The organism is Thalassovita sp. (assembly GCF_963691685.1).
Classification (GTDB): Bacteria; Pseudomonadota; Alphaproteobacteria; order Rhodobacterales; family Rhodobacteraceae; genus Thalassobius.
The window spans coordinates 2,854,596-2,872,972 of the sequence record NZ_OY829290.1 but is presented as its reverse complement, the minus strand read 5'-3'; the positions used below and the strand labels follow the sequence as shown (position 1 = coordinate 2,872,972).

Genomic DNA, 18,377 nt, shown 5'->3' with positions numbered 1-18,377 from the left:
ATGAAACTGAAATCCAACGCTTTGCCCTCCTCCGAAGGCTTCAAAGCCAATGTGAAGGCCCACCAAGAGGCGCTGAAGGTCATTGACGAAGCGGCCGAGGCCGCGCGTCTGGGCGGCGGCGAACGCTCCCGCGCCCGTCATGAAAGCCGTGGCAAGATGCTGCCGCGTCGCCGGGTGGCGAACCTGCTCGATCCCGGCTCGCCTTTCCTGGAGATCGGCGCAACGGCAGCCTTCAACATGTATGACAATGCCGCGCCCTCGGCGGGTGTGATCGCCGGTATTGGCCGGGTTTGCGGTGTGGACTGCATGATCGTCTGCAACGACGCCACCGTCAAAGGCGGCACCTATTTCCCGATGTCGGTGAAAAAACACCTGCGCGCCCAGGAAATCGCCGAGCAGAACAATCTGCCTTGTATCTATCTGGTCGACTCTGGCGGCGCCAACCTGCCGCAGCAGGATGAGGTGTTCCCGGACCGCGACCACTTTGGCCGGATCTTCTACAATCAGGCCAATATGTCGGCCAAAGGCATCCCGCAGATCGCGGTTGTCATGGGCTCCTGCACGGCTGGCGGCGCCTATGTGCCGGCGATGTCGGATGTCACCATCATCGTTAAAGAACAGGGCACCATCTTCCTGGCTGGTCCGCCCTTGGTGAAGGCCGCAACTGGTGAGGTTGTGAGTGCCGAGGATCTGGGCGGCGGTGATGTGCACACCCGCCTCTCCGGCGTGGCCGACTATCTGGCCGAGGATGACGCCCACGCCCTTGCACTGGCGCGGCGCTCTGTCAGCCATCTCAATCGCCGCCGCCCCGTGACGGTGGAGTGGGCCACGCCTGAAGAACCCGCCTATGATCCCGATGAGATCTTTGGCGTGGTGCCCGGCGATCTGCGCACGCCCTATGACATCCGTGAGGTGATTGCCCGCACCGTTGATGGCTCGCGCTTTGATGAGTTCAAACCGCGCTTCGGTGAAACGCTGGTCACCGGCTTTGCCCATGTCAAAGGCTGCCCGGTCGGCATCATCGCCAACAACGGCGTGCTGTTTTCTGAGGCGGCACAAAAAGGCGCGCATTTTGTCGAGCTTTGCAGCCAGCGCAAAATCCCGCTGGTCTTCCTGCAGAACATCACCGGCTTCATGGTGGGACGCAAATACGAAAACGAAGGCATCGCCCGCCACGGCGCCAAGATGGTGACCGCTGTGGCCTCCACCAAAGTGCCGAAAATCACCATGCTGGTGGGCGGCTCGTTCGGGGCAGGCAACTACGGCATGGCCGGCCGCGCCTATTCCCCGCGGTTCCTGTGGACCTGGCCAAACTCACGCATCTCGGTGATGGGCGGCGAACAGGCGGCGGGCGTGCTGGCGACGGTGAAACGCGACGGCATCGAACGGCAGGGCGGCAATTGGTCGGCCGAGGAAGAGGCCGCCTTCAAACAGCCCACCATCGACATGTTCGAAGAACAAAGCCACCCGCTCTACGCCTCGGCGCGCCTGTGGGATGACGGCGTGATCGACCCGCGCAAAACCCGTGAAGTTCTTGCGCTGTCGCTCTCGGCCTCCCTCAACGCCCCGATTGAAGACACCACCTTCGGCGTCTTTAGGATGTGAGGCACCGGATGCAAATCTCGGGGCTTTCAATGTTCCAAAAATACTCCGGGGACCGCCCTTTAAGCACCATTGGACCGAGAGACAATGGCAGCGGGGCTGGCCCCCGGCGCGTCCCACCAAAATTCGCCAACCTGAAAGAGGATGGATCTGATGTTTGACAAAATTTTAATCGCCAACCGTGGTGAGATTGCCTGCCGTGTGATGGAAACCGCCCGCTCCTTGGGGGTGAAAACCGTGGCGGTTTATTCTGACGCGGATTGTGATGCCAAACATGTTGCCATGGCGGATGAGGCTTGGCATATCGGCATCGGGCCTGCGCCGGCTGACAGCTATCTGTTGGGCGATGAAATCATTGCAGTTGCCAAAAGCGCCGGCGCGCAGGGCATTCATCCGGGCTATGGTTTCCTCAGCGAAAATCCCGAATTTGTCGATGCGGTGGAGGCGGCGGGGCTGACCTTCATCGGTCCCTCGGCCAAAGCGATCCGCGCGATGGGTCTAAAGGACGCCGCCAAGGCGCTGATGGAAGAGGCCGGCGTGCCGGTGGTTCCGGGCTATCACGGCGCCAATCAGGATGCCGCCTTTCTGGCCCAGCAGGCAGATGACATTGGCTATCCGGTGCTTATCAAAGCCGTCGCTGGTGGCGGCGGTAAAGGCATGCGTCTGGTCGAAGCCCCTGCCGAGTTTGCCGACGCGCTCGCCTCAGCCCAGGGCGAGGCGCAGACCGCCTTTGGCAATCCCGACTGCTTGATTGAGAAATACATCCAGAAACCACGCCATATTGAGGTGCAGGTCTTTGGCGATGGCACCCGTGCGGTGCACCTCTATGAACGTGACTGTTCGCTGCAACGTCGCCACCAGAAGGTGATCGAAGAGGCCCCAGCCCCCGGCATGACCGCTGAGATGCGCAAAGCGATGGGCGATGCCGCCGTGCGCGCGGCGGAGGCGATCGGCTATAAAGGTGCGGGCACGGTGGAGTTCATCGTGGACGGATCCAACGGGCTGCGCCCGGATGGGTTCTGGTTCATGGAAATGAACACCCGCCTGCAGGTGGAACACCCCGTGACCGAATTGGTCACCGGTGTAGATCTGGTGGAATGGCAGCTGCGCGTTGCTTCGGGTGAGGCGTTGACCTCGACCCAAGACGATATTCCGTTGATAGGCCATGCCTTTGAGGCCCGCCTTTACGCCGAGGATGTGCCAAAGGGCTTCCTGCCGGCGACCGGCACACTGACCCATCTGGAGTTTCCGGCCGGGGCGCGTGCAGACAGCGGTGTGCGGGCAGGGGATGTGATCAGCCCCTGGTATGATCCGATGATATCCAAGGTGATTGTGCATGGTCCCACCCGTGCGGTGGCACTGGCACGTCTGTCCGAAGCCTTGGCGCAGACCCAGGTCGGCGGCACTGTGACCAACCTTGCCTTTCTTGGGGCCTTGGCCGCGGATCAGGGCTTTGCCTCCGGGGATGTGGACACCGGGTTGATTGCCCGTGAGATTGACACGCTGGTTGTCGATCCAGAGGCAAGCGCAGAACATAAGGTGGCCGCTGCCATGCAGGCGATGGGCCTGATTGACACGGTCTGGGACAGCGGTTTCAGCCTTTGGGCGCCGCTGCACCGCTCGATCACGCTTCAATGGCGTGATGACAGTTTCGTGGCCACCGTTGAGGTCGAAAGCCCGGATCGCCAGATCTGGGAGGTTGATGGCGAACAGGTGATCTGCAACCGTATGGCCGGTCACTGGGATGTCGGCGGCACCCGCCTGCCCACCGTGGTGCAGCATGGCGATACCATCACCGTCTTTGCAGATTACGGTCTGAACTTCGAAGTGGTGGATCTGCTGGATCAGGCCAGCGGCGCTGGCGGCGACGGCAATGTGGTTGAGGCGCCGATGCCCGGTCTGGTTAAGGCGGTCTTTGCCACGGCAGGCCAGGAGGTGAAGGAAGGCGACCGTCTGGCGATCCTTGAGGCAATGAAGATGGAGCATTCGCTGCTGGCCGCCCGCGATGGCGTTGTGGCTGAGGTTTTGGCCGCCGATGGCGATCAGGTGGAGGCAGGCGCGGCACTGATCCGTCTGGAAGAGGCATGAGCGCGACACTGCATTCTATCGCGGGCAGCCGGTCCTTCCGGGTGCTCTGGCTGCTGCATGAGCTGGGCGAACCTGTTGAGGTGGTGCCCTATCAGATCATGGACGGATCCCTGCAGCAGGAGGGGTTCAAAGCGATCTCCCCCGCGCGCCGGGTGCCAGCCTTGGAAATTGATGGCCGGGTGCTGATCGAAAGCGGCGCGACGGTGCAATACCTCTGCGAAACGCGCAAAGGCCATGACCTGATGCCGCCGGTGCATGCAGACGAACGCGCTGATTGGCTGCAATGGCTGCATTACGCCGAAACGCTGGGCGGTGGCATTCAGAACCTCAACATGCAGCACCTGTTCCTGCCGAAGCCCGAAATGCGGTCGCTGACCGTGATGGGGATTGAAACCAAACGGTTGGCGATAGCGCTCAAGGGCGTGGAAAAGGCGCTGAGCGATGGGAGGGATTACCTGCTGCGCAGCGGGTTTTCGGCAGCGGATGTGATGATGGGGTTCACCCTCACCTCGGCCCGGCGCTACGTGCGCTTTGAAGGCTTTCCACATCTGACGGCCTATCAGGCCCGGTTGGAGGCGCGTCCGGCTTACAGCGCGGCGCAGGCTGCTGAGGGGCCACAACAGTTCTACACGCAGGACTTCTACGAACTGCCAGAGGGATAAGCCATGCAGATCACGCTACACCACGCGCATGAGGCCCGTTCGATGCGGATCCTCTGGCTGCTGGAGGAGTTGGGCGCCGACTACACGCTGCGGGTCTATGACTTCTTCAATAAATCGCTGCGGTCTGAGGACTACCTGACCATGCACCCCGCAGGCCGGGTGCCCTCGGTAGAGGTTGATGGCCGGGTGATGCTGGAAAGTGGCGCGATCGCTGAATATCTGGCCGAACAGCTGCCCGCCGCCGGTCTGCATCGCGGGCCGGATCATCCGGAGCGGATGGAATATCTGGAACTGCTGCATTACGCCGAAACCATCGGCCAGCATCTGGCGAACCTGACGCAGGGCCATATCGTCCTTTATGAGGACTGGATGCGCTCACCCACCCAAATCGGGCTTGAGACCAAACGGTTGGCCAAGGTGCTGACCCGGCTTGAGGCGCAGCTGCGGGACGGGCGGGCGTATCTGCTGACCTCAGGCTTCTCGGCGGCGGATTGTGCGGTGGGCTACGGTGTCTGGCTGGCGCCGCGGTTTGTGTCGCTGGAAAAACTGCCCCATGTGGCGGCCTATCGTGACCGGCTGATGGCACGGCCTGCCTTGCAAAAGGCGCTGCCGCCTGAAGGGGCAAAACGTATTTACACCAAAGACTTCTACGAGGTTCCTGATGTCTGAGACGGTTGAGATCTTTGAAATGGGGCCGCGGGACGGCCTGCAAAATGAAAAGCGTCAGATTCCGACAGAGGAAAAGATCGCACTGGTCAACTGCCTCAGCCGCGCCGGGTTCAAACGGATTGAGGTTGCCAGTTTCGTCAGCCCCAAATGGGTGCCACAAATGGCCGACAGCGGTGAGGTTCTGGCCGGCATCACCCGGGCAGAAGGCATTTCCTATGCGGCGCTGACCCCAAACATGAAGGGTCTGGAACGGGCCCTGGCTGCCAAAGCCGATGAGGTGGCGATCTTTGGCTCTGCCTCAGAAGGGTTTTCCAAGGCCAACATCAACGCCACCATCGCCGAAAGCTTGGAACGGTTCAAACCCGTGGCCCAGGCGGCGCTGGCGGCAGGCATCAAGGTGCGGGGCTATGTCAGCTGCGTCACCGATTGCCCCTATGACGGTAAGGTCGACCCGGCAGAGGTCGCCCGCGTCGCCGCCGCGCTGGACGCGATGGGCTGTTATGAGATCAGTCTGGGCGACACCATCGGGCAGGGCACACCGGACAGCATCGCAGCGATGTTGGACGCGGTTTTGCAGGTGGTTCCGGCGGCGCGGCTGGCGGGGCATTATCACGACACCGCGGGACGGGCGTTGGTGAACATCGAGGCCTCGCTCGACAAAGGGGTGCGTGTCTTTGATGCTGCGGTCGGGGGCTTGGGCGGGTGTCCCTACGCACCCGGCGCCAAGGGCAACGTGGCGACCGAAGCGGTGGCCGAACGGCTGGCGGCGCTGGGCTATGACACCGGCCTTGATATGGCGGTGATTGCCGAGGCAGCGGATATGGCACGCGCCATGCGGATTGAGCGCTAAAGGGGACGATAGCATGTATGACACAGTAAAGATCGAGCGCGACGAGCGCGGTGTGGCCACGCTCTGGCTGGCGCGGGCGGAAAAGCACAACGCCATGTCGGCGCAGATGCTGGAGGAGCTGCATCAGGCCGCTGAGGAATTGGGCGCCGATGACAGCGTGCGCGTGGTTGTTCTGGCGGCCGAAGGCCGGTCCTTTTGTGCAGGGGGTGATCTGGGATGGATGCGCGAACAGTTCGAGGCCAGCCCCGAGGTGCGCAAGGTTGAGGCCACCAAACTGGCCACCATGCTGCAGGCGCTGAACACCCTGCCGAAACCGCTGATCGGGCGGGTGCAGGGCAATGCCTTTGGCGGCGGGGTTGGCATGGCCTCGGTCTGTGACGTGGCAATTGGCGCCGACACCGTGCTGATGGGGCTGACAGAAACCCGTCTGGGTCTGATCCCGGCGACCATCGGGCCTTATGTCTGTGCCCGCATGGGCGAAGCCAATGCGCGCCGTGTCTTCATGTCGGGCCGCCGGTTTGACGCGGCTGAGGCGGTGACGCTGGGCCTTTTGGCCAAGGCGGTGCCAGCCGAAGATCTGGACGCTGCGGTTGAGGCCGAAGTGGCCCCCTATCTGGACTGCGCCCCCGGCGCCGTGGCGCGCGCTAAGGCACTGCTGCGCAGCCTGGGACCCCGCATTGATGAAGACACCATCGCCCATACCATCGATGAGCTGGCCGCCTGCTGGGAGGGCAGCGAAGCCCCGGAAGGGATCGGCGCCTTTTTCGACAAACGCAAACCCAGCTGGCAGGGCTGAACGCGCGTCCTTTCGACGCGCAGATACCGGCGCTGAACGGGCACAGAACCGCCAGGTGGTATTTTATGAAACAGACCTCTCTGCGACCTTCGCCCGTCGCAGGGAGGCGCGCGCAAACGTCAGAAAACACGGTGGATTGCGCACTTTGGCCCCGCTGGGGCGAATACCCTAGGATTCGCGTCAGGAAATCGGAAACCGGCCTGTTAGCGCTGGTTTGAAACATTCCCACGAAATACATTTTCAGACATTCTGACCGCGCAAATTTTTGTCATTGGACGTGAGCGGGTCACATTGTCCAAGGTACGCCTTGTAAACAAGGGCTGTGTGCATCGGTATACAGTGTTGCGCCCCGGACAGAGACCCCCAGCGAAGTGGCCGTAAAGCCGCCGCACTCGGTTGACCCTCCCTAGGCCACAGGAGTAAACCCCTGCACAGCTAAAGCAGCCTACTGACTGCGCGTCTTTGCGCATGAAAGGAGCCACCGTGGAAGAGATGTTGCGGGAATACCTTCCCATCCTCGTCTTTCTGGCCATCGCAATTGCCCTTGGCCTTGTCCTGATACTTGCCGCCGTCGTTCTGGCCGTCCGTAACCCGGACCCGGAAAAGGTCTCGGCCTATGAATGCGGATTTAACGCTTTCGACGATGCGCGCATGAAGTTCGATGTCCGGTTCTACCTGGTCTCGATTCTGTTCATCATCTTCGATCTGGAAATCGCCTTCCTGTTCCCCTGGGCCGTCGCGTTCAAGGACATCTCGATGGTCGGCTTCTGGTCCATGATGGTGTTCCTGGCCGTGCTGACCATTGGCTTTGCCTATGAGTGGAAGAAAGGGGCCTTAGAATGGGAGTGATGACCGGACAGAACACTGCCGGTGCCGACCGCGAGGTCGCCACGCAAGAGCTGAACCGCGAGCTGCAGGACAAAGGTTTCCTGCTGACCACGGCGGAGGATCTGATCAACTGGGGCCGCACCGGCTCGCTGCACTGGATGACCTTTGGTCTGGCCTGCTGCGCGGTTGAGATGATGCACACCGCGATGCCACGCTACGATGTGGAACGCTACGGCTTTGCCCCGCGCGCCAGCCCGCGTCAGTCCGACGTGATGATCGTTGCAGGTACGCTGACCAACAAAATGGCCCCGGCGCTGCGCAAGGTTTATGACCAGATGCCAGAGCCGCGCTATGTGATCTCCATGGGGTCCTGCGCCAATGGCGGTGGCTATTACCACTACAGCTATTCGGTTGTGCGCGGCTGTGACCGTGTTGTGCCCGTCGACATCTACGTGCCCGGCTGCCCACCCACGGCAGAGGCGCTGATGTACGGTATCATGCAGCTGCAACGCAAAATCCGCCGCACGGGGACGATCGTTCGATGAGAGCTTTGGGGGCATATGTCGCGGGCGCTTGGATGTGTCTGTCGACCTTTCCCGTTCACGCGGGGGAGGGCGTCGTAAACGTCAGTTACGATCTAGAGCAAGATCGTCTAATCGTCGCGAACACGTCCAATTGCACTCTCGGGGGGATAAAGATCTCCTATGCAGCGCGTGTGCTCGCGAAATCGAAGTTTAAACGCAAGCGCGAGGGTGGCGGCAAAGACTGGTCGCATACCGATTATTGGATGTGGAGTGGGGCAAATGCGGCTTCGGACGCCGTAAGCTTTGTTTTGCCTGACCCAATGATCTCAGTTGGAATTGCGCCAGGCGGATATGGCGTTGAGGTCCTCCGTATCACCGACGTTACGCTGCTGTCGCGCGTACCAGAGGAACTTCAAACCCTAGATATAAGCTCTCTACCCAATATGCCTGCTACAACGAACAATTGGCTGTCTGAGGTAAGAGCTGAAGAATGGGAGCAGGATGTATTGAAACCTTTTGAACTCTCCGGGACTTGGGGCTTTCAAGACGCTTCGGCCAATTTGATTGTGGAGAAATGCTCGAATGTCTGACTCTCTGAAAGATCTGGCCACCCATATTGAGCTGAAGCGCACGGATTGCGTGCTCAGCTGGGATATCGCCTATGGTGAGCTGACCGTGGATGTGGCGCCTGCCAACATCAAAGCCTTTGTGGAGTTCCTGAAATCGGACGCCACTTGCAAGTTCTCCACCCTGGTGGACATCACCGCGGTGGACTACCCTGAGCGGGCGAAACGCTTTGATGTGATCTACCACTTCCTGTCGATGTATCAGAACCACCGGATCCGCCTGCGGGTGTCGATCCGTGAAGAGGATGTGGTGCCGTCGATCGTGGATGTACACCCGTCCGCGAACTGGTTTGAACGCGAAGTCTTTGACATGTTCGGCATCATCTTCTCGGGCCATCCCGACCTGCGCCGGATCCTGACCGACTATGGCTTCCGCGGCCACCCGCTGCGCAAGGATTTCCCGACCACCGGTTATACCGAAGTGCGCTACGACGAAGAGCTGAAGCGCGTGGTTTATGAACCGGTGAAGCTGGTTCAGGAATACCGCCAGTTCGACTTCATGTCGCCGTGGGAAGGGGCCAACTACATCCTGCCCGGTGACGAAAAAGGTTCCGAGAAAGGGGAGGCGAAGTGATGGACGGCTCCAAAGGTTTTGATGACGCCCTGACCGGCGAACAGAAGATCCGTAACTTCAACATCAACTTCGGCCCGCAGCACCCTGCGGCGCACGGTGTTTTGCGTCTGGTGCTGGAGCTGGACGGTGAGATTGTCGAGCGTTGCGACCCGCATATCGGCCTGTTGCACCGCGGCACCGAAAAGCTGATGGAAAGCCGCACCTATCTGCAGAACCTGCCGTATCTCGATCGCCTCGATTATGTGGCGCCGATGAACCAGGAACACGCATGGTGTCTGGCGATTGAGAAGCTGACCGGCGTGGAAGTGCCGCGCCGCGCCCAGCTGATCCGCGTGTTGTTCTGCGAAATTGGCCGGGTGCTGAACCACCTCCTGAACGTGACCACCCAAGCGATGGACGTTGGCGCGCTGACGCCGCCGCTTTGGGGGTTCGAAGAGCGTGAGAAGTTGATGGTGTTTTATGAACGTGCATGCGGTGCACGTCTGCACGCCAACTACTTCCGCCCCGGCGGTGTGCATCAGGACATCACCGACAAGCTGATCGATGACATTGAAGAATGGTGCATCGAGTTTCCTGCCGTGCTGGAAGACATCGACGGGTTGCTGACCGAAAACCGGATCTTCAAACAGCGTAACGCCGATATTGGTGTGGTCACTGAACAGGAAATCCTCGATTGGGGCTTCTCAGGCGTGATGGTACGCGGCTCGGGCCTGGCATGGGACCTGCGCCGGGCGCAGCCTTATGAATGCTATGATGAGTTTGAGTTCCAGATCCCGGTTGGCAAAAACGGCGACTGCTATGACCGTTACCTCTGCCGCATGGAAGAGATGCGCCAGTCGGTTTCGATCATCCGTCAGGCTATTGTCAAACTGCGCGAAACCCCCGGTGACGTGCTGGCCCGTGGCAAGCTGACCCCGCCGAAACGTGGTGAGATGAAAACCTCGATGGAGGCGCTGATCCACCACTTCAAACTCTACACTGAAGGCTTCCATGTGCCGGAAGGTGAGGTTTACGCGGCGGTTGAAGCTCCGAAGGGTGAATTTGGCGTTTTCATCAAATCTGACGGCACCAACAAACCCTACCGCGCCAAGCTGCGCGCGCCGGGCTTCCTGCATCTGCAGGCGATGGACCACGTGGCCACCGGCCACCAGCTGGCGGATGTGGCCGCGATCATCGGCACCATGGACGTTGTGTTCGGGGAGATCGACCGCTGATGCGTTTTGCACCGTTTCAGGCAAACACAGATAAGGCTGGCGCAATTTCTGCGCCGGTCCCGTCTGCCTGTGCGGTTTTTTCTGCAAACTCTTCGCCCAAGGCGCGCAAACAGGGACAATTTTCCCCTGCGCCTCGGGCTATGCTTTTCCCAAATCCATTTTTTCAAAGAGGTGACATCATGAAGGCAATTTCCGCCCTGTTCTTGTCCGCTGCTCTGGCGCTGCCCACCATGGCGGCGGCTGAGGTGAGCGAAGACCGTGTTCTGGAATTCATTGAGGTGATGGTCGCAAATGACTGCGTCCTGCCCGAAGACAAAGCCGCCGACGTGCTCCCCGCGAACGGGTTTGAGCGGGATGAGGCCGGTGCCATCGTCAAACATCTGCGTGGTGAGGGCCGGATGAACCGTGCCAAGCGCACGATCTACCTGACCGGCCCTGAGTGCGAGAGCCCGGAGGCGGTGCGCGCTGGCGCGCTGCAGGTGCTGAAGAAAAACGACTGCAAGGTCAGCCTTGAGGAATTCAAATCCGTTTTCAAGAAAAGCGGGCTGGAGCCGATGTTGGTCAAGCAGGAATTGCAGAAGATGGTCATGGGCGGCGAAGCCACCATGGGCGAAAATGACACCATCATGCTGAAGCCGGAGGTTTGTTCCTGATGTTGAAAAAGGGCGTTTTGACCACTGCTGTTCTTTCACTGCTGGCGGGCTGCGGCCTGCCGCAAGGGCTGTCGCTGCAAGACGTCCAAACCTACGAAACCGCGGTGGCCTCGATCGGCTGCGTCATGCGGACCGAAGCTGACTATCTGCCGGTGGAGCTGCAAACAGGCTTCACCCGGGAACAGGTTGTCGGCCTGACTGAATATGAACTCGCCACTGGCAAAGCCCAGAAGCTGGAAGACGGTGGCGTGCAACTTACGACCGGAGCCTGTGCCTGATGCTACGCCGTCTTTACCACGAACAGCCAGAAAGCTTTGCTTTCACTGCCGAAAACCAGAAATGGGCTGAGGCACAGATCACCAAGTACCCGGCTGGCCGAGCGCAATCGGCTGTGATCCCGCTGTTGTGGCGCGCGCAGGAACAAGAGGGCTGGTTGACCCGCCCGGCGATTGAATATGTCGCTGACATGCTGGGCATGGCCCATATCCGCGCGTTTGAGGTGGCATCCTTCTACTTCATGTTCCAGCTGACCCCGACCGGGTCGATCGCGCATGTTCAGATCTGTGGCACGCTGTCGTGCATGATCTGCGGTGCCGAAGATCTGATTAAGGTCTGCCAGGAACAGATTGCGGAGAAGCCGTTCACCCTGTCTGAAGACGGTGCCTTCACCTGGGAAGAGGTGGAATGCCTTGGCGCCTGCGCCAACGCGCCGATGATCCAGATCGGCAAAGACTATTACGAAGACCTGACCGCCGACCGCTTTGCTGAGATTCTGGCCGAGCTGCGCGCGGGCAAGGTGCCGGTGCCGGGACCGCAGAACGGCCGCTTTGCTTCTGAGCCGCTGTCGGGCCTGACCTCGCTGAAAGATTTCGACAGCGGTAAAACCAAATACAACGCCTCGGCGCAGCTGGCTGTGGATCTGGGCGAGACCGTCAAGCGGATTGACGGCACTGAGGTGCCGATCCTGACCCCTTGGATGAAGGGTAAGGACGCATCAGACGTGGCCGCGCCCGCAAATGGCAAGGTGGCCGATCCGGCGCCTGTGGCCAAACCGGCCCATGCACAGAAAGCCGAAGCTGACTCCAAGGCGGCCAAACCTGCCGCCAAAGCTGAAGCCAAATCCGAAGCCGTGGCAGAGGTTGATGAGGCTGAGCCTGAGGTGTTGACCGCCGCCCGTTCAGAAGGCGCAGATGATCTGAAGAAAATCAGCGGTGTTGGCCCCAAGCTGGAGCAGACACTGAATGAGCTGGGCTTCTTCCACTTTGATCAGATCGCCAAATGGACCGAGGCTGAGATCCAGTGGGTCGACAACCGTCTGAAATTCAAAGGCCGCATCACGCGGGATGACTGGATCGGCCAAGCGGCTGAACTGGCCAAGAAAGACTGAGGGTAACACGTTGAGCGAACAGAAAGATGCAGAACTGGCACGCAAGGGGCGCATCACCTCACTGGTGATTGCGGGCACCGCGCTGTTCTGGATTGTGGCGTCATTTGTCGGCGGGTGGCTGGAATTGCCCAACCGCACGCGCGCCCTGTTCGATCTGGTCGCTTTGGCGGGGTTCATCTACGCCATTGTGATGATTTTCCAAATCTGGCGTCTGCGTCAAAGCAACGACCAGAACAGCAAAGGGTAACGGGATGCTGAAGGACCAAGACCGTATCTTTACCAACCTGTACGGCATGCATGACCGTACATTGGCAGGTGCAAAGGCACGGGGCCATTGGGATGGCACCGCCGGCATTATCCAAAAGGGCCGCGACTGGATCGTGGACCAGATGAAGGCCTCTGGCCTGCGCGGCCGTGGCGGTGCGGGCTTCCCGACCGGTTTGAAATGGTCCTTCATGCCGAAGGAAAGCGACGGGCGCCCGGCCTATCTGGTCATCAACGCTGATGAATCCGAACCCGGCACCTGTAAAGACCGCGAAATCATGCGCCATGATCCACACACCCTGATTGAGGGTGCGCTGGTTGCCTCTTTCGCGATGAATGCACATGCGGCCTATATCTACATTCGCGGCGAATACATCCGTGAACGCGAAGCGCTGCAGGCCGCCATTGATGAAGCCTATGACGCAGGCCTTCTGGGTAAAAACGCTGCTGGCTCGGGCTGGGACTTTGACCTTTATCTGCACCACGGGGCAGGCGCCTATATCTGTGGTGAGGAAACCGCCCTGATCGAAAGCCTTGAGGGCAAGAAGGGCATGCCACGGATGAAACCGCCGTTCCCGGCAGGCGCGGGCCTTTATGGCTGCCCGACCACGGTGAACAACGTGGAATCCATTGCCGTTGTGCCGACCATCCTGCGCCGTGGCCCGGAATGGTTTGCTGGTTTCGGCCGTCCCAACAACGCGGGCACCAAACTGTTTGCGATCTCAGGTCACGTCAACAACCCTTGTGTGGTTGAAGAGGCGATGAGCATCAGCTTTGAAGAGCTGATTGAAAAGCATTGCGGCGGCATCCGCGGCGGCTGGGACAATCTGCTGGCGGTGATCCCCGGTGGCTCCTCGGTGCCTTGTGTGCGCGGTGAAAACATGCGCGATGCGATCATGGACTTTGACTACCTGCGCAACGATCTGGGCTCGGGCCTGGGGACAGCGGCGGTCATCGTGATGGATAAGCAGACCGACATCATCAAAGCGATCTGGCGCCTGTCCAAGTTCTACAAACACGAAAGCTGTGGCCAGTGCACACCGTGCCGCGAAGGCACCGGCTGGATGATGCGGGTGATGGACCGCCTGGTGAAAGGCGAAGCGGAGATCGAAGAGATCGACATGCTGTGGGATGTGACCAAACAGGTCGAAGGCCACACCATCTGCGCCCTTGGCGATGCGGCAGCCTGGCCGATCCAGGGCTTGATCCGCAACTTCCGTGATGAAATTGAAGACCGTATTAAGGCTCAGAAAACCGGCCGTCGTTCGGCCATTGCAGCGGAGTAATTTGAAATGCGTAACGTGATCCTTTGTGTAATGGGGGCGGCTCTGCTGAGCGGCTGCAGCTGGGCGAAAAACGTCCAAAGCTCGAAGAATCGCGTCTATTTCGAAAACCTCTACTTCCCGGCACGCCTGTCGACCAACAGTGACGACAAGCAGAGCTTCACCGTCTCCGTCGACCGGATCGATCAGGGGCTGGCCCCCGCGCGTGAGGCGGGCCGCTATGAGGCCACCAAATACTGCGTTGCGACCTACGGCAAATCGGATGTGGCCTGGGTTGCCGGCCCGGATGCGCCGGACAGTGAGCTGCGCATCGTTGAAGGCCGTTTGCAGTTCGAAGGGCGCTGCGACGTATGATCGATTTCGCCATCATATCAGGGCTTTGCGCGGTGTGTTATTGCATATCAAGCGCCTGCGCCCGCATCTCTAACGCGACGGGAGGCCTTTCGGCCGCCCCGGTTTCGCGTGAGTACAAAGGAGATGCCCCATGCGTATGATGATGACTGCAGCCGCCCTGTCCCTGGTTCTGAGTGCGGCAGCCAGCCATGCCACCGCCAAACCGCCGCTGCGGGATGTGGCTGAGATTGACAACAACATGCTCTGGGTCGCGCTGGCGATTGAGATCTCGGACAAATGTGATGAGATCGATGCCCGCACCTTCAAAGGGCTGACCTTCCTCAATTCATTGCGCAACCGGGCCAAGGCGCTTGGCTACAGCAATGATGAAATCAAAGCCTATGTCGACAGCGACACCGAAGAGGCCCGGATCCGGTCCATCGTTGAGGCATATGTGAAATCCAAGGGGTTGAACCCCGCCCAATCTGCTGACCTGTGCAGCCTCGGCCATGCCGAGATCGCTGCGAGCAGCCAGATTGGAGTCCTGTTGAAAGCCAAGTGAGGCAAGATGTCCGACCTACGCAAAATCGTCATTGATGATCAGGAAATCGAAGCAGACGGGGCCATGACCCTGATCCAGGCCTGTGAACAGGCTGGGGTTGAGATCCCGCGGTTCTGCTATCATGAACGTCTGTCGATTGCGGGCAACTGCCGCATGTGCCTGGTCGAAGTTGTTGGGGGACCGCCGAAACCGGCGGCCTCCTGTGCGATGCAGGTGCGTGACCTGCGTCCTGGCCCTGAAGGCCAGCCCCCGGTGGTCAAAACCAACTCGCCGATGGTGAAGAAGGCGCGCGAAGGGGTGATGGAGTTCATGCTCATCAACCACCCGCTGGATTGCCCGATCTGCGACCAGGGTGGCGAATGCGACCTGCAGGATCAGGCGATGGCCTATGGTATTTCGGAAACCCGCTTTACCGAAGGTAAGCGCGCGGTGGACGATCTGAACCTCGGCCCGCTGGTGTCGACCGCGATGACCCGCTGCATCAGCTGCACCCGTTGTGTGCGTTTCACCACTGAGGTGGCTGGCATCACGCAAATGGGCCAGACCGGTCGTGGCGAAGATGCTGAGATCACCAGCTATCTGAACGAAACGCTGGACAGCAACCTGCAGGGCAACATCATTGACCTGTGCCCGGTGGGGGCGCTGACCTCGAAACCCTATGCGTTCACGGCCCGCCCGTGGGAGCTGACCAAAACCGAAAGCATCGATGTGATGGATGCGCTTGGCTCCAACATCCGTGTGGACACCAAAGGCCGCGAAGTGAAGCGGATCCTGCCGCGCAACCATGATGGCGTGAACGAGGAATGGATTTCGGACAAAACCCGTTTTGTCTGGGACGGTCTGCGTCGTCAGCGTCTGGACGTGCCCTACATCCGTGAAAACGGCAAGCTGCGCAAAGCCTCCTGGGGCGAAGCGCTGGCTGCCGCCGCTGCAGCGATGAAGGGCAAGAAGGTTGCCGGCCTGATCGGTGATCTGGTGCCTGTTGAGGCCGCCTTTGGCCTGAAAAACCTGATCGAAGGTCTGGGCGGTAACGTCGAATGCCGCACCGATAAAGCGCGCCTGCCGATTGACAGCCGCTTTGGCTATGTCGGCAACGCCACTATCGAAGACATTGATGACGCCAAGTTCATCCAACTGATCGGCACCAACCCGCGCGAAGAAGCGCCGGTGCTGAATGCGCGGATCCGCAAGGCCTGGCTCAACGGTGCCAATGTTGGCCTGGTCGGCGAAGCGGTTGATCTGACATATGAATACGCCCATGTGGGCACCGACCGCGCGGCGCTGGACAGCATCGTGGGCCGGGATTACGGCGCAGTGAAAGACGCGCCTTCGGTGGTGATCGTGGGGCAGGGCGCCCTGCGCGAAGCGGATGGTCTGGCGGTTCTGGCTGCAGCGCAGAAACTGGCCGAAGACACTGGGTCCAAGCTGATGGTGCTGCACACCGCCGCCGCCCGTGTGGGCGCGATGGATGTGGGCGCTGTGACCGAAGGTGGGGTTGAGGCCGCCACCAACGGGGCAGAGGTGATCTACAACCTTGGCGCCGATGAGGTGGAAATCGATGCGGGCGCATTCGTGATCTATCAGGGCAGCCACGGCGATCGCGGCGCTCACCGCGCCGATGTGATCCTGCCCGCCGCCGCCTATACCGAGGAAAACGGCCTGTTCGTGAACACCGAAGGCCGCCCGCAGCTGGCACTGCGCGCTGGCTTTGCACCGGGTGAGGCGAAAGAAAACTGGGCGATCCTGCGGGCGCTGTCGGCAGAACTGGGCGCGGCCCAGCCCTGGGACAGCCTGGCCCAGCTGCGTCAGGCGCTGGTTGCGGCGGTGCCGCATCTGGCCAAGGTGGATCAGGTTGCAGAAAACGAATGGGTCTCGCTGCCGCAAGATAAGCTGGGCAAGGCAGATTTCGTCAATGCAGTCAAAGACTTCTACCTGACGAACCCAATTGCACGCGCCTCCAGCCTGATGGCAGAACTGTCGGCCGGCGCAAAGGCGCGCGGCGTGCAGCAGGTGGCGGCTGAGTGATGATCCGCACCGCGATCATATCCCTGACAGCGGCATTGACCGTTGCGGGTTGCGAGGCATCGCAGCCCGACGCACTGGCGTTTGTGCCGGACTATCAGGGTGTGGACACGCGGTTGCTGGAAGGCGATCTGGTCAGCTTCCTCGTCGCGATGGACGGGGCACGCGGACCTGCGGATGTTGAGGATTATGCGCAATGTGCAGCCGCACAGTACACGCTGATCCGTGGATTTAGTTTCGCGCGGCATGTCCGCACGAATGTTGAGCAACAGGGCGGCCTGTGGCGGGCGGATGCGGTTTACACCATCTCCCCCGACTTGCCGCGCGGCGCCAAAACGATCGATGCGGAAACCGTCGTCGATCACTGCGTCGAAAACGGAATACCGACGGTGTGAGGACCTAATGGCAGAGTTTTTTACCACCCCCTTCGGAATAGCGATCATCATCGTGGCCCAGTGCCTGGCCGTGGTGGCCTTTGTGATGATTTCGCTGCTGTTCCTGGTTTACGGGGACCGGAAAATCTGGGCCGCGGTGCAGATGCGTCGCGGACCGAACGTGGTGGGCGCCTTTGGCTTGCTGCAATCGGTGGCGGATGCGCTGAAATATGTGGTGAAAGAAGTGGTGGTGCCCGCAGGCGCGGACAAGCCGGTCTTCTTCCTGGCGCCGATGCTGAGCTTTGTTCTGGCGATGATCGCCTGGGCGGTGATCCCGTTCAATGACGGCTGGGTGCTGAGCGACATCAATGTCGCGATCCTCTTCGTCTTCGCCGTCTCTTCGCTTGAGGTTTACGGCGTGATCATGGGCGGCTGGGCGTCGAACTCAAAATACCCGTTCCTCGGCTCGCTGCGCTCTGCGGCGCAGATGATTTCCTATGAGGTGTCGCTGGGTCTGATCATCATCGGCATCATCATCTCCACCGGCTCGATGAACTTTGGGGATATCGTGCGCGCGCAGGATGGCGATTACGGCTTCTTCAGCTGGTACTGGCTGCCGCATTTCCCGATGGTCTTCCTGTTCTTCATCAGCTGTCTGGCTGAAACCAACCGTCCGCCGTTTGACCTGCCCGAAGCGGAATCCGAACTGGTGGCCGGCTATCAGGTGGAATATTCGGCAACGCCGTTCCTGCTGTTCATGGCAGGCGAATATATCGCCATCTTCCTGATGTGCGCGCTGGTCTCGCTGCTGTTCTTCGGCGGCTGGCTGTCGCCGATCCCCTTCCTGCCGGATGGCCCGTTGTGGATGGTCGGCAAGATGGCGTTCTTCTTCTTCATCTTCGCAATGGTGAAGGCGATCACCCCGCGCTACCGCTATGACCAGCTGATGCGCATTGGTTGGAAGGTCTTCCTGCCGCTGTCGCTGGCCTGGGTGGTGATCGTCGCATTCCTAGCAAAATTCGAAGCCTTCGGCGGCGCCTATGCCCGCTGGGCGATTGGGGGCTAA

21 protein-coding genes are annotated in these 18,377 nt (G+C 60.3%); all 21 read left to right on the top strand.

The annotated features are described in order from the left end of the window. Window positions 1-1,605: a carboxyl transferase domain-containing protein gene (locus ACORLH_RS13825; RefSeq protein ID WP_321828955.1), complete on the top strand. Its 1,605-nt coding sequence runs from the start codon at window positions 1-3 to the stop codon at window positions 1,603-1,605. A 150-nt stretch (window positions 1,606-1,755) separates the two neighbouring features. Beyond that, entirely contained in the window at window positions 1,756-3,690 is a 1,935-nt protein-coding gene (locus ACORLH_RS13820; protein WP_321828954.1) for an acetyl/propionyl/methylcrotonyl-CoA carboxylase subunit alpha, read from the top strand. Beyond that, window positions 3,687-4,352: a glutathione S-transferase family protein gene (locus tag ACORLH_RS13815; RefSeq protein WP_321828953.1), complete on the top strand. Its 666-nt coding sequence runs from the start codon at window positions 3,687-3,689 to the stop codon at window positions 4,350-4,352. The genes ACORLH_RS13820 and ACORLH_RS13815 overlap by 4 nt, the downstream gene beginning before the upstream one ends. 3 nt (window positions 4,353-4,355) lie before the next feature. Beyond that, window positions 4,356-5,021, top strand: a complete 666-nt coding sequence (locus tag ACORLH_RS13810; RefSeq protein ID WP_321828952.1) for a glutathione S-transferase family protein — start codon at window positions 4,356-4,358, stop codon at window positions 5,019-5,021. Beyond that, window positions 5,014-5,871, top strand: coding sequence for a hydroxymethylglutaryl-CoA lyase (locus ACORLH_RS13805; RefSeq protein ID WP_321828951.1), 858 nt, complete (start codon window positions 5,014-5,016; stop codon window positions 5,869-5,871). Before ACORLH_RS13810 ends, ACORLH_RS13805 begins: the two co-directional genes overlap by 8 nt. 13 nt (window positions 5,872-5,884) lie before the next feature. Next, window positions 5,885-6,667, top strand: a complete 783-nt coding sequence (locus ACORLH_RS13800) for a crotonase/enoyl-CoA hydratase family protein (RefSeq protein ID WP_321828950.1) — start codon at window positions 5,885-5,887, stop codon at window positions 6,665-6,667. Window positions 6,668-7,150: 483 nt separating this feature from the next. Further along, window positions 7,151-7,516, top strand: coding sequence for an NADH-quinone oxidoreductase subunit A (locus ACORLH_RS13795; RefSeq protein WP_058243929.1), 366 nt, complete (start codon window positions 7,151-7,153; stop codon window positions 7,514-7,516). After that, complete coding sequence (locus tag ACORLH_RS13790; protein WP_058243930.1) at window positions 7,507-8,040, top strand: NuoB/complex I 20 kDa subunit family protein; 534 nt, start codon at window positions 7,507-7,509, stop codon at window positions 8,038-8,040. The genes ACORLH_RS13795 and ACORLH_RS13790 overlap by 10 nt, the downstream gene beginning before the upstream one ends. Window positions 8,041-8,210: 170 nt before the next feature. Beyond that, the gene (locus tag ACORLH_RS13785) at window positions 8,211-8,609 is read left to right on the top strand and encodes a hypothetical protein (protein WP_321828949.1); all 399 of its coding nucleotides are present in this window, start codon (window positions 8,211-8,213) and stop codon (window positions 8,607-8,609) included. Continuing rightward, a complete protein-coding gene (locus ACORLH_RS13780; RefSeq protein ID WP_321828948.1) occupies window positions 8,602-9,219 on the top strand; it encodes an NADH-quinone oxidoreductase subunit C in 618 nt (205 codons plus the stop codon). Before ACORLH_RS13785 ends, ACORLH_RS13780 begins: the two co-directional genes overlap by 8 nt. Continuing rightward, on the top strand, window positions 9,219-10,433 hold the full coding sequence (locus tag ACORLH_RS13775) for an NADH-quinone oxidoreductase subunit D (RefSeq protein WP_058243932.1): 1,215 nt from the start codon (window positions 9,219-9,221) through the stop codon (window positions 10,431-10,433). Before ACORLH_RS13780 ends, ACORLH_RS13775 begins: the two co-directional genes overlap by 1 nt. Window positions 10,434-10,612: 179 nt before the next feature. Next, on the top strand, window positions 10,613-11,086 hold the full coding sequence (locus ACORLH_RS13770; RefSeq protein WP_321828947.1) for a hypothetical protein: 474 nt from the start codon (window positions 10,613-10,615) through the stop codon (window positions 11,084-11,086). After that, window positions 11,086-11,364 (top strand): hypothetical protein, encoded by a 279-nt coding sequence (locus ACORLH_RS13765; RefSeq protein ID WP_058243934.1) that lies wholly within the window; start codon window positions 11,086-11,088, stop codon window positions 11,362-11,364. The genes ACORLH_RS13770 and ACORLH_RS13765 overlap by 1 nt, the downstream gene beginning before the upstream one ends. Beyond that, window positions 11,364-12,473: an NADH-quinone oxidoreductase subunit E gene (locus ACORLH_RS13760; protein ID WP_321828946.1), complete on the top strand. Its 1,110-nt coding sequence runs from the start codon at window positions 11,364-11,366 to the stop codon at window positions 12,471-12,473. Before ACORLH_RS13765 ends, ACORLH_RS13760 begins: the two co-directional genes overlap by 1 nt. A 10-nt stretch (window positions 12,474-12,483) precedes the next feature. Further along, a complete protein-coding gene (locus ACORLH_RS13755) occupies window positions 12,484-12,720 on the top strand; it encodes a DUF5337 domain-containing protein (RefSeq protein ID WP_321828945.1) in 237 nt (78 codons plus the stop codon). Window positions 12,721-12,724: 4 nt separating this feature from the next. After that, complete coding sequence (gene nuoF, locus ACORLH_RS13750; RefSeq protein ID WP_321828944.1) at window positions 12,725-14,023, top strand: NADH-quinone oxidoreductase subunit NuoF; 1,299 nt, start codon at window positions 12,725-12,727, stop codon at window positions 14,021-14,023. Between the two features lie 6 nt (window positions 14,024-14,029). Continuing rightward, a complete protein-coding gene (locus ACORLH_RS13745; protein WP_321828943.1) occupies window positions 14,030-14,374 on the top strand; it encodes a hypothetical protein in 345 nt (114 codons plus the stop codon). A gap of 130 nt (window positions 14,375-14,504) precedes the next feature. Continuing rightward, window positions 14,505-14,915, top strand: coding sequence for a DUF5333 domain-containing protein (locus ACORLH_RS13740; protein ID WP_321828942.1), 411 nt, complete (start codon window positions 14,505-14,507; stop codon window positions 14,913-14,915). Window positions 14,916-14,921: 6 nt separating this feature from the next. After that, entirely contained in the window at window positions 14,922-16,940 is a 2,019-nt protein-coding gene (gene nuoG, locus ACORLH_RS13735) for an NADH-quinone oxidoreductase subunit NuoG (RefSeq protein WP_321828941.1), read from the top strand. Further along, a complete protein-coding gene (locus tag ACORLH_RS13730) occupies window positions 16,940-17,332 on the top strand; it encodes a hypothetical protein (protein WP_321828940.1) in 393 nt (130 codons plus the stop codon). Before nuoG ends, ACORLH_RS13730 begins: the two co-directional genes overlap by 1 nt. Window positions 17,333-17,339: 7 nt before the next feature. After that, a complete protein-coding gene (nuoH, locus tag ACORLH_RS13725; RefSeq protein ID WP_321828939.1) occupies window positions 17,340-18,377 on the top strand; it encodes an NADH-quinone oxidoreductase subunit NuoH in 1,038 nt (345 codons plus the stop codon).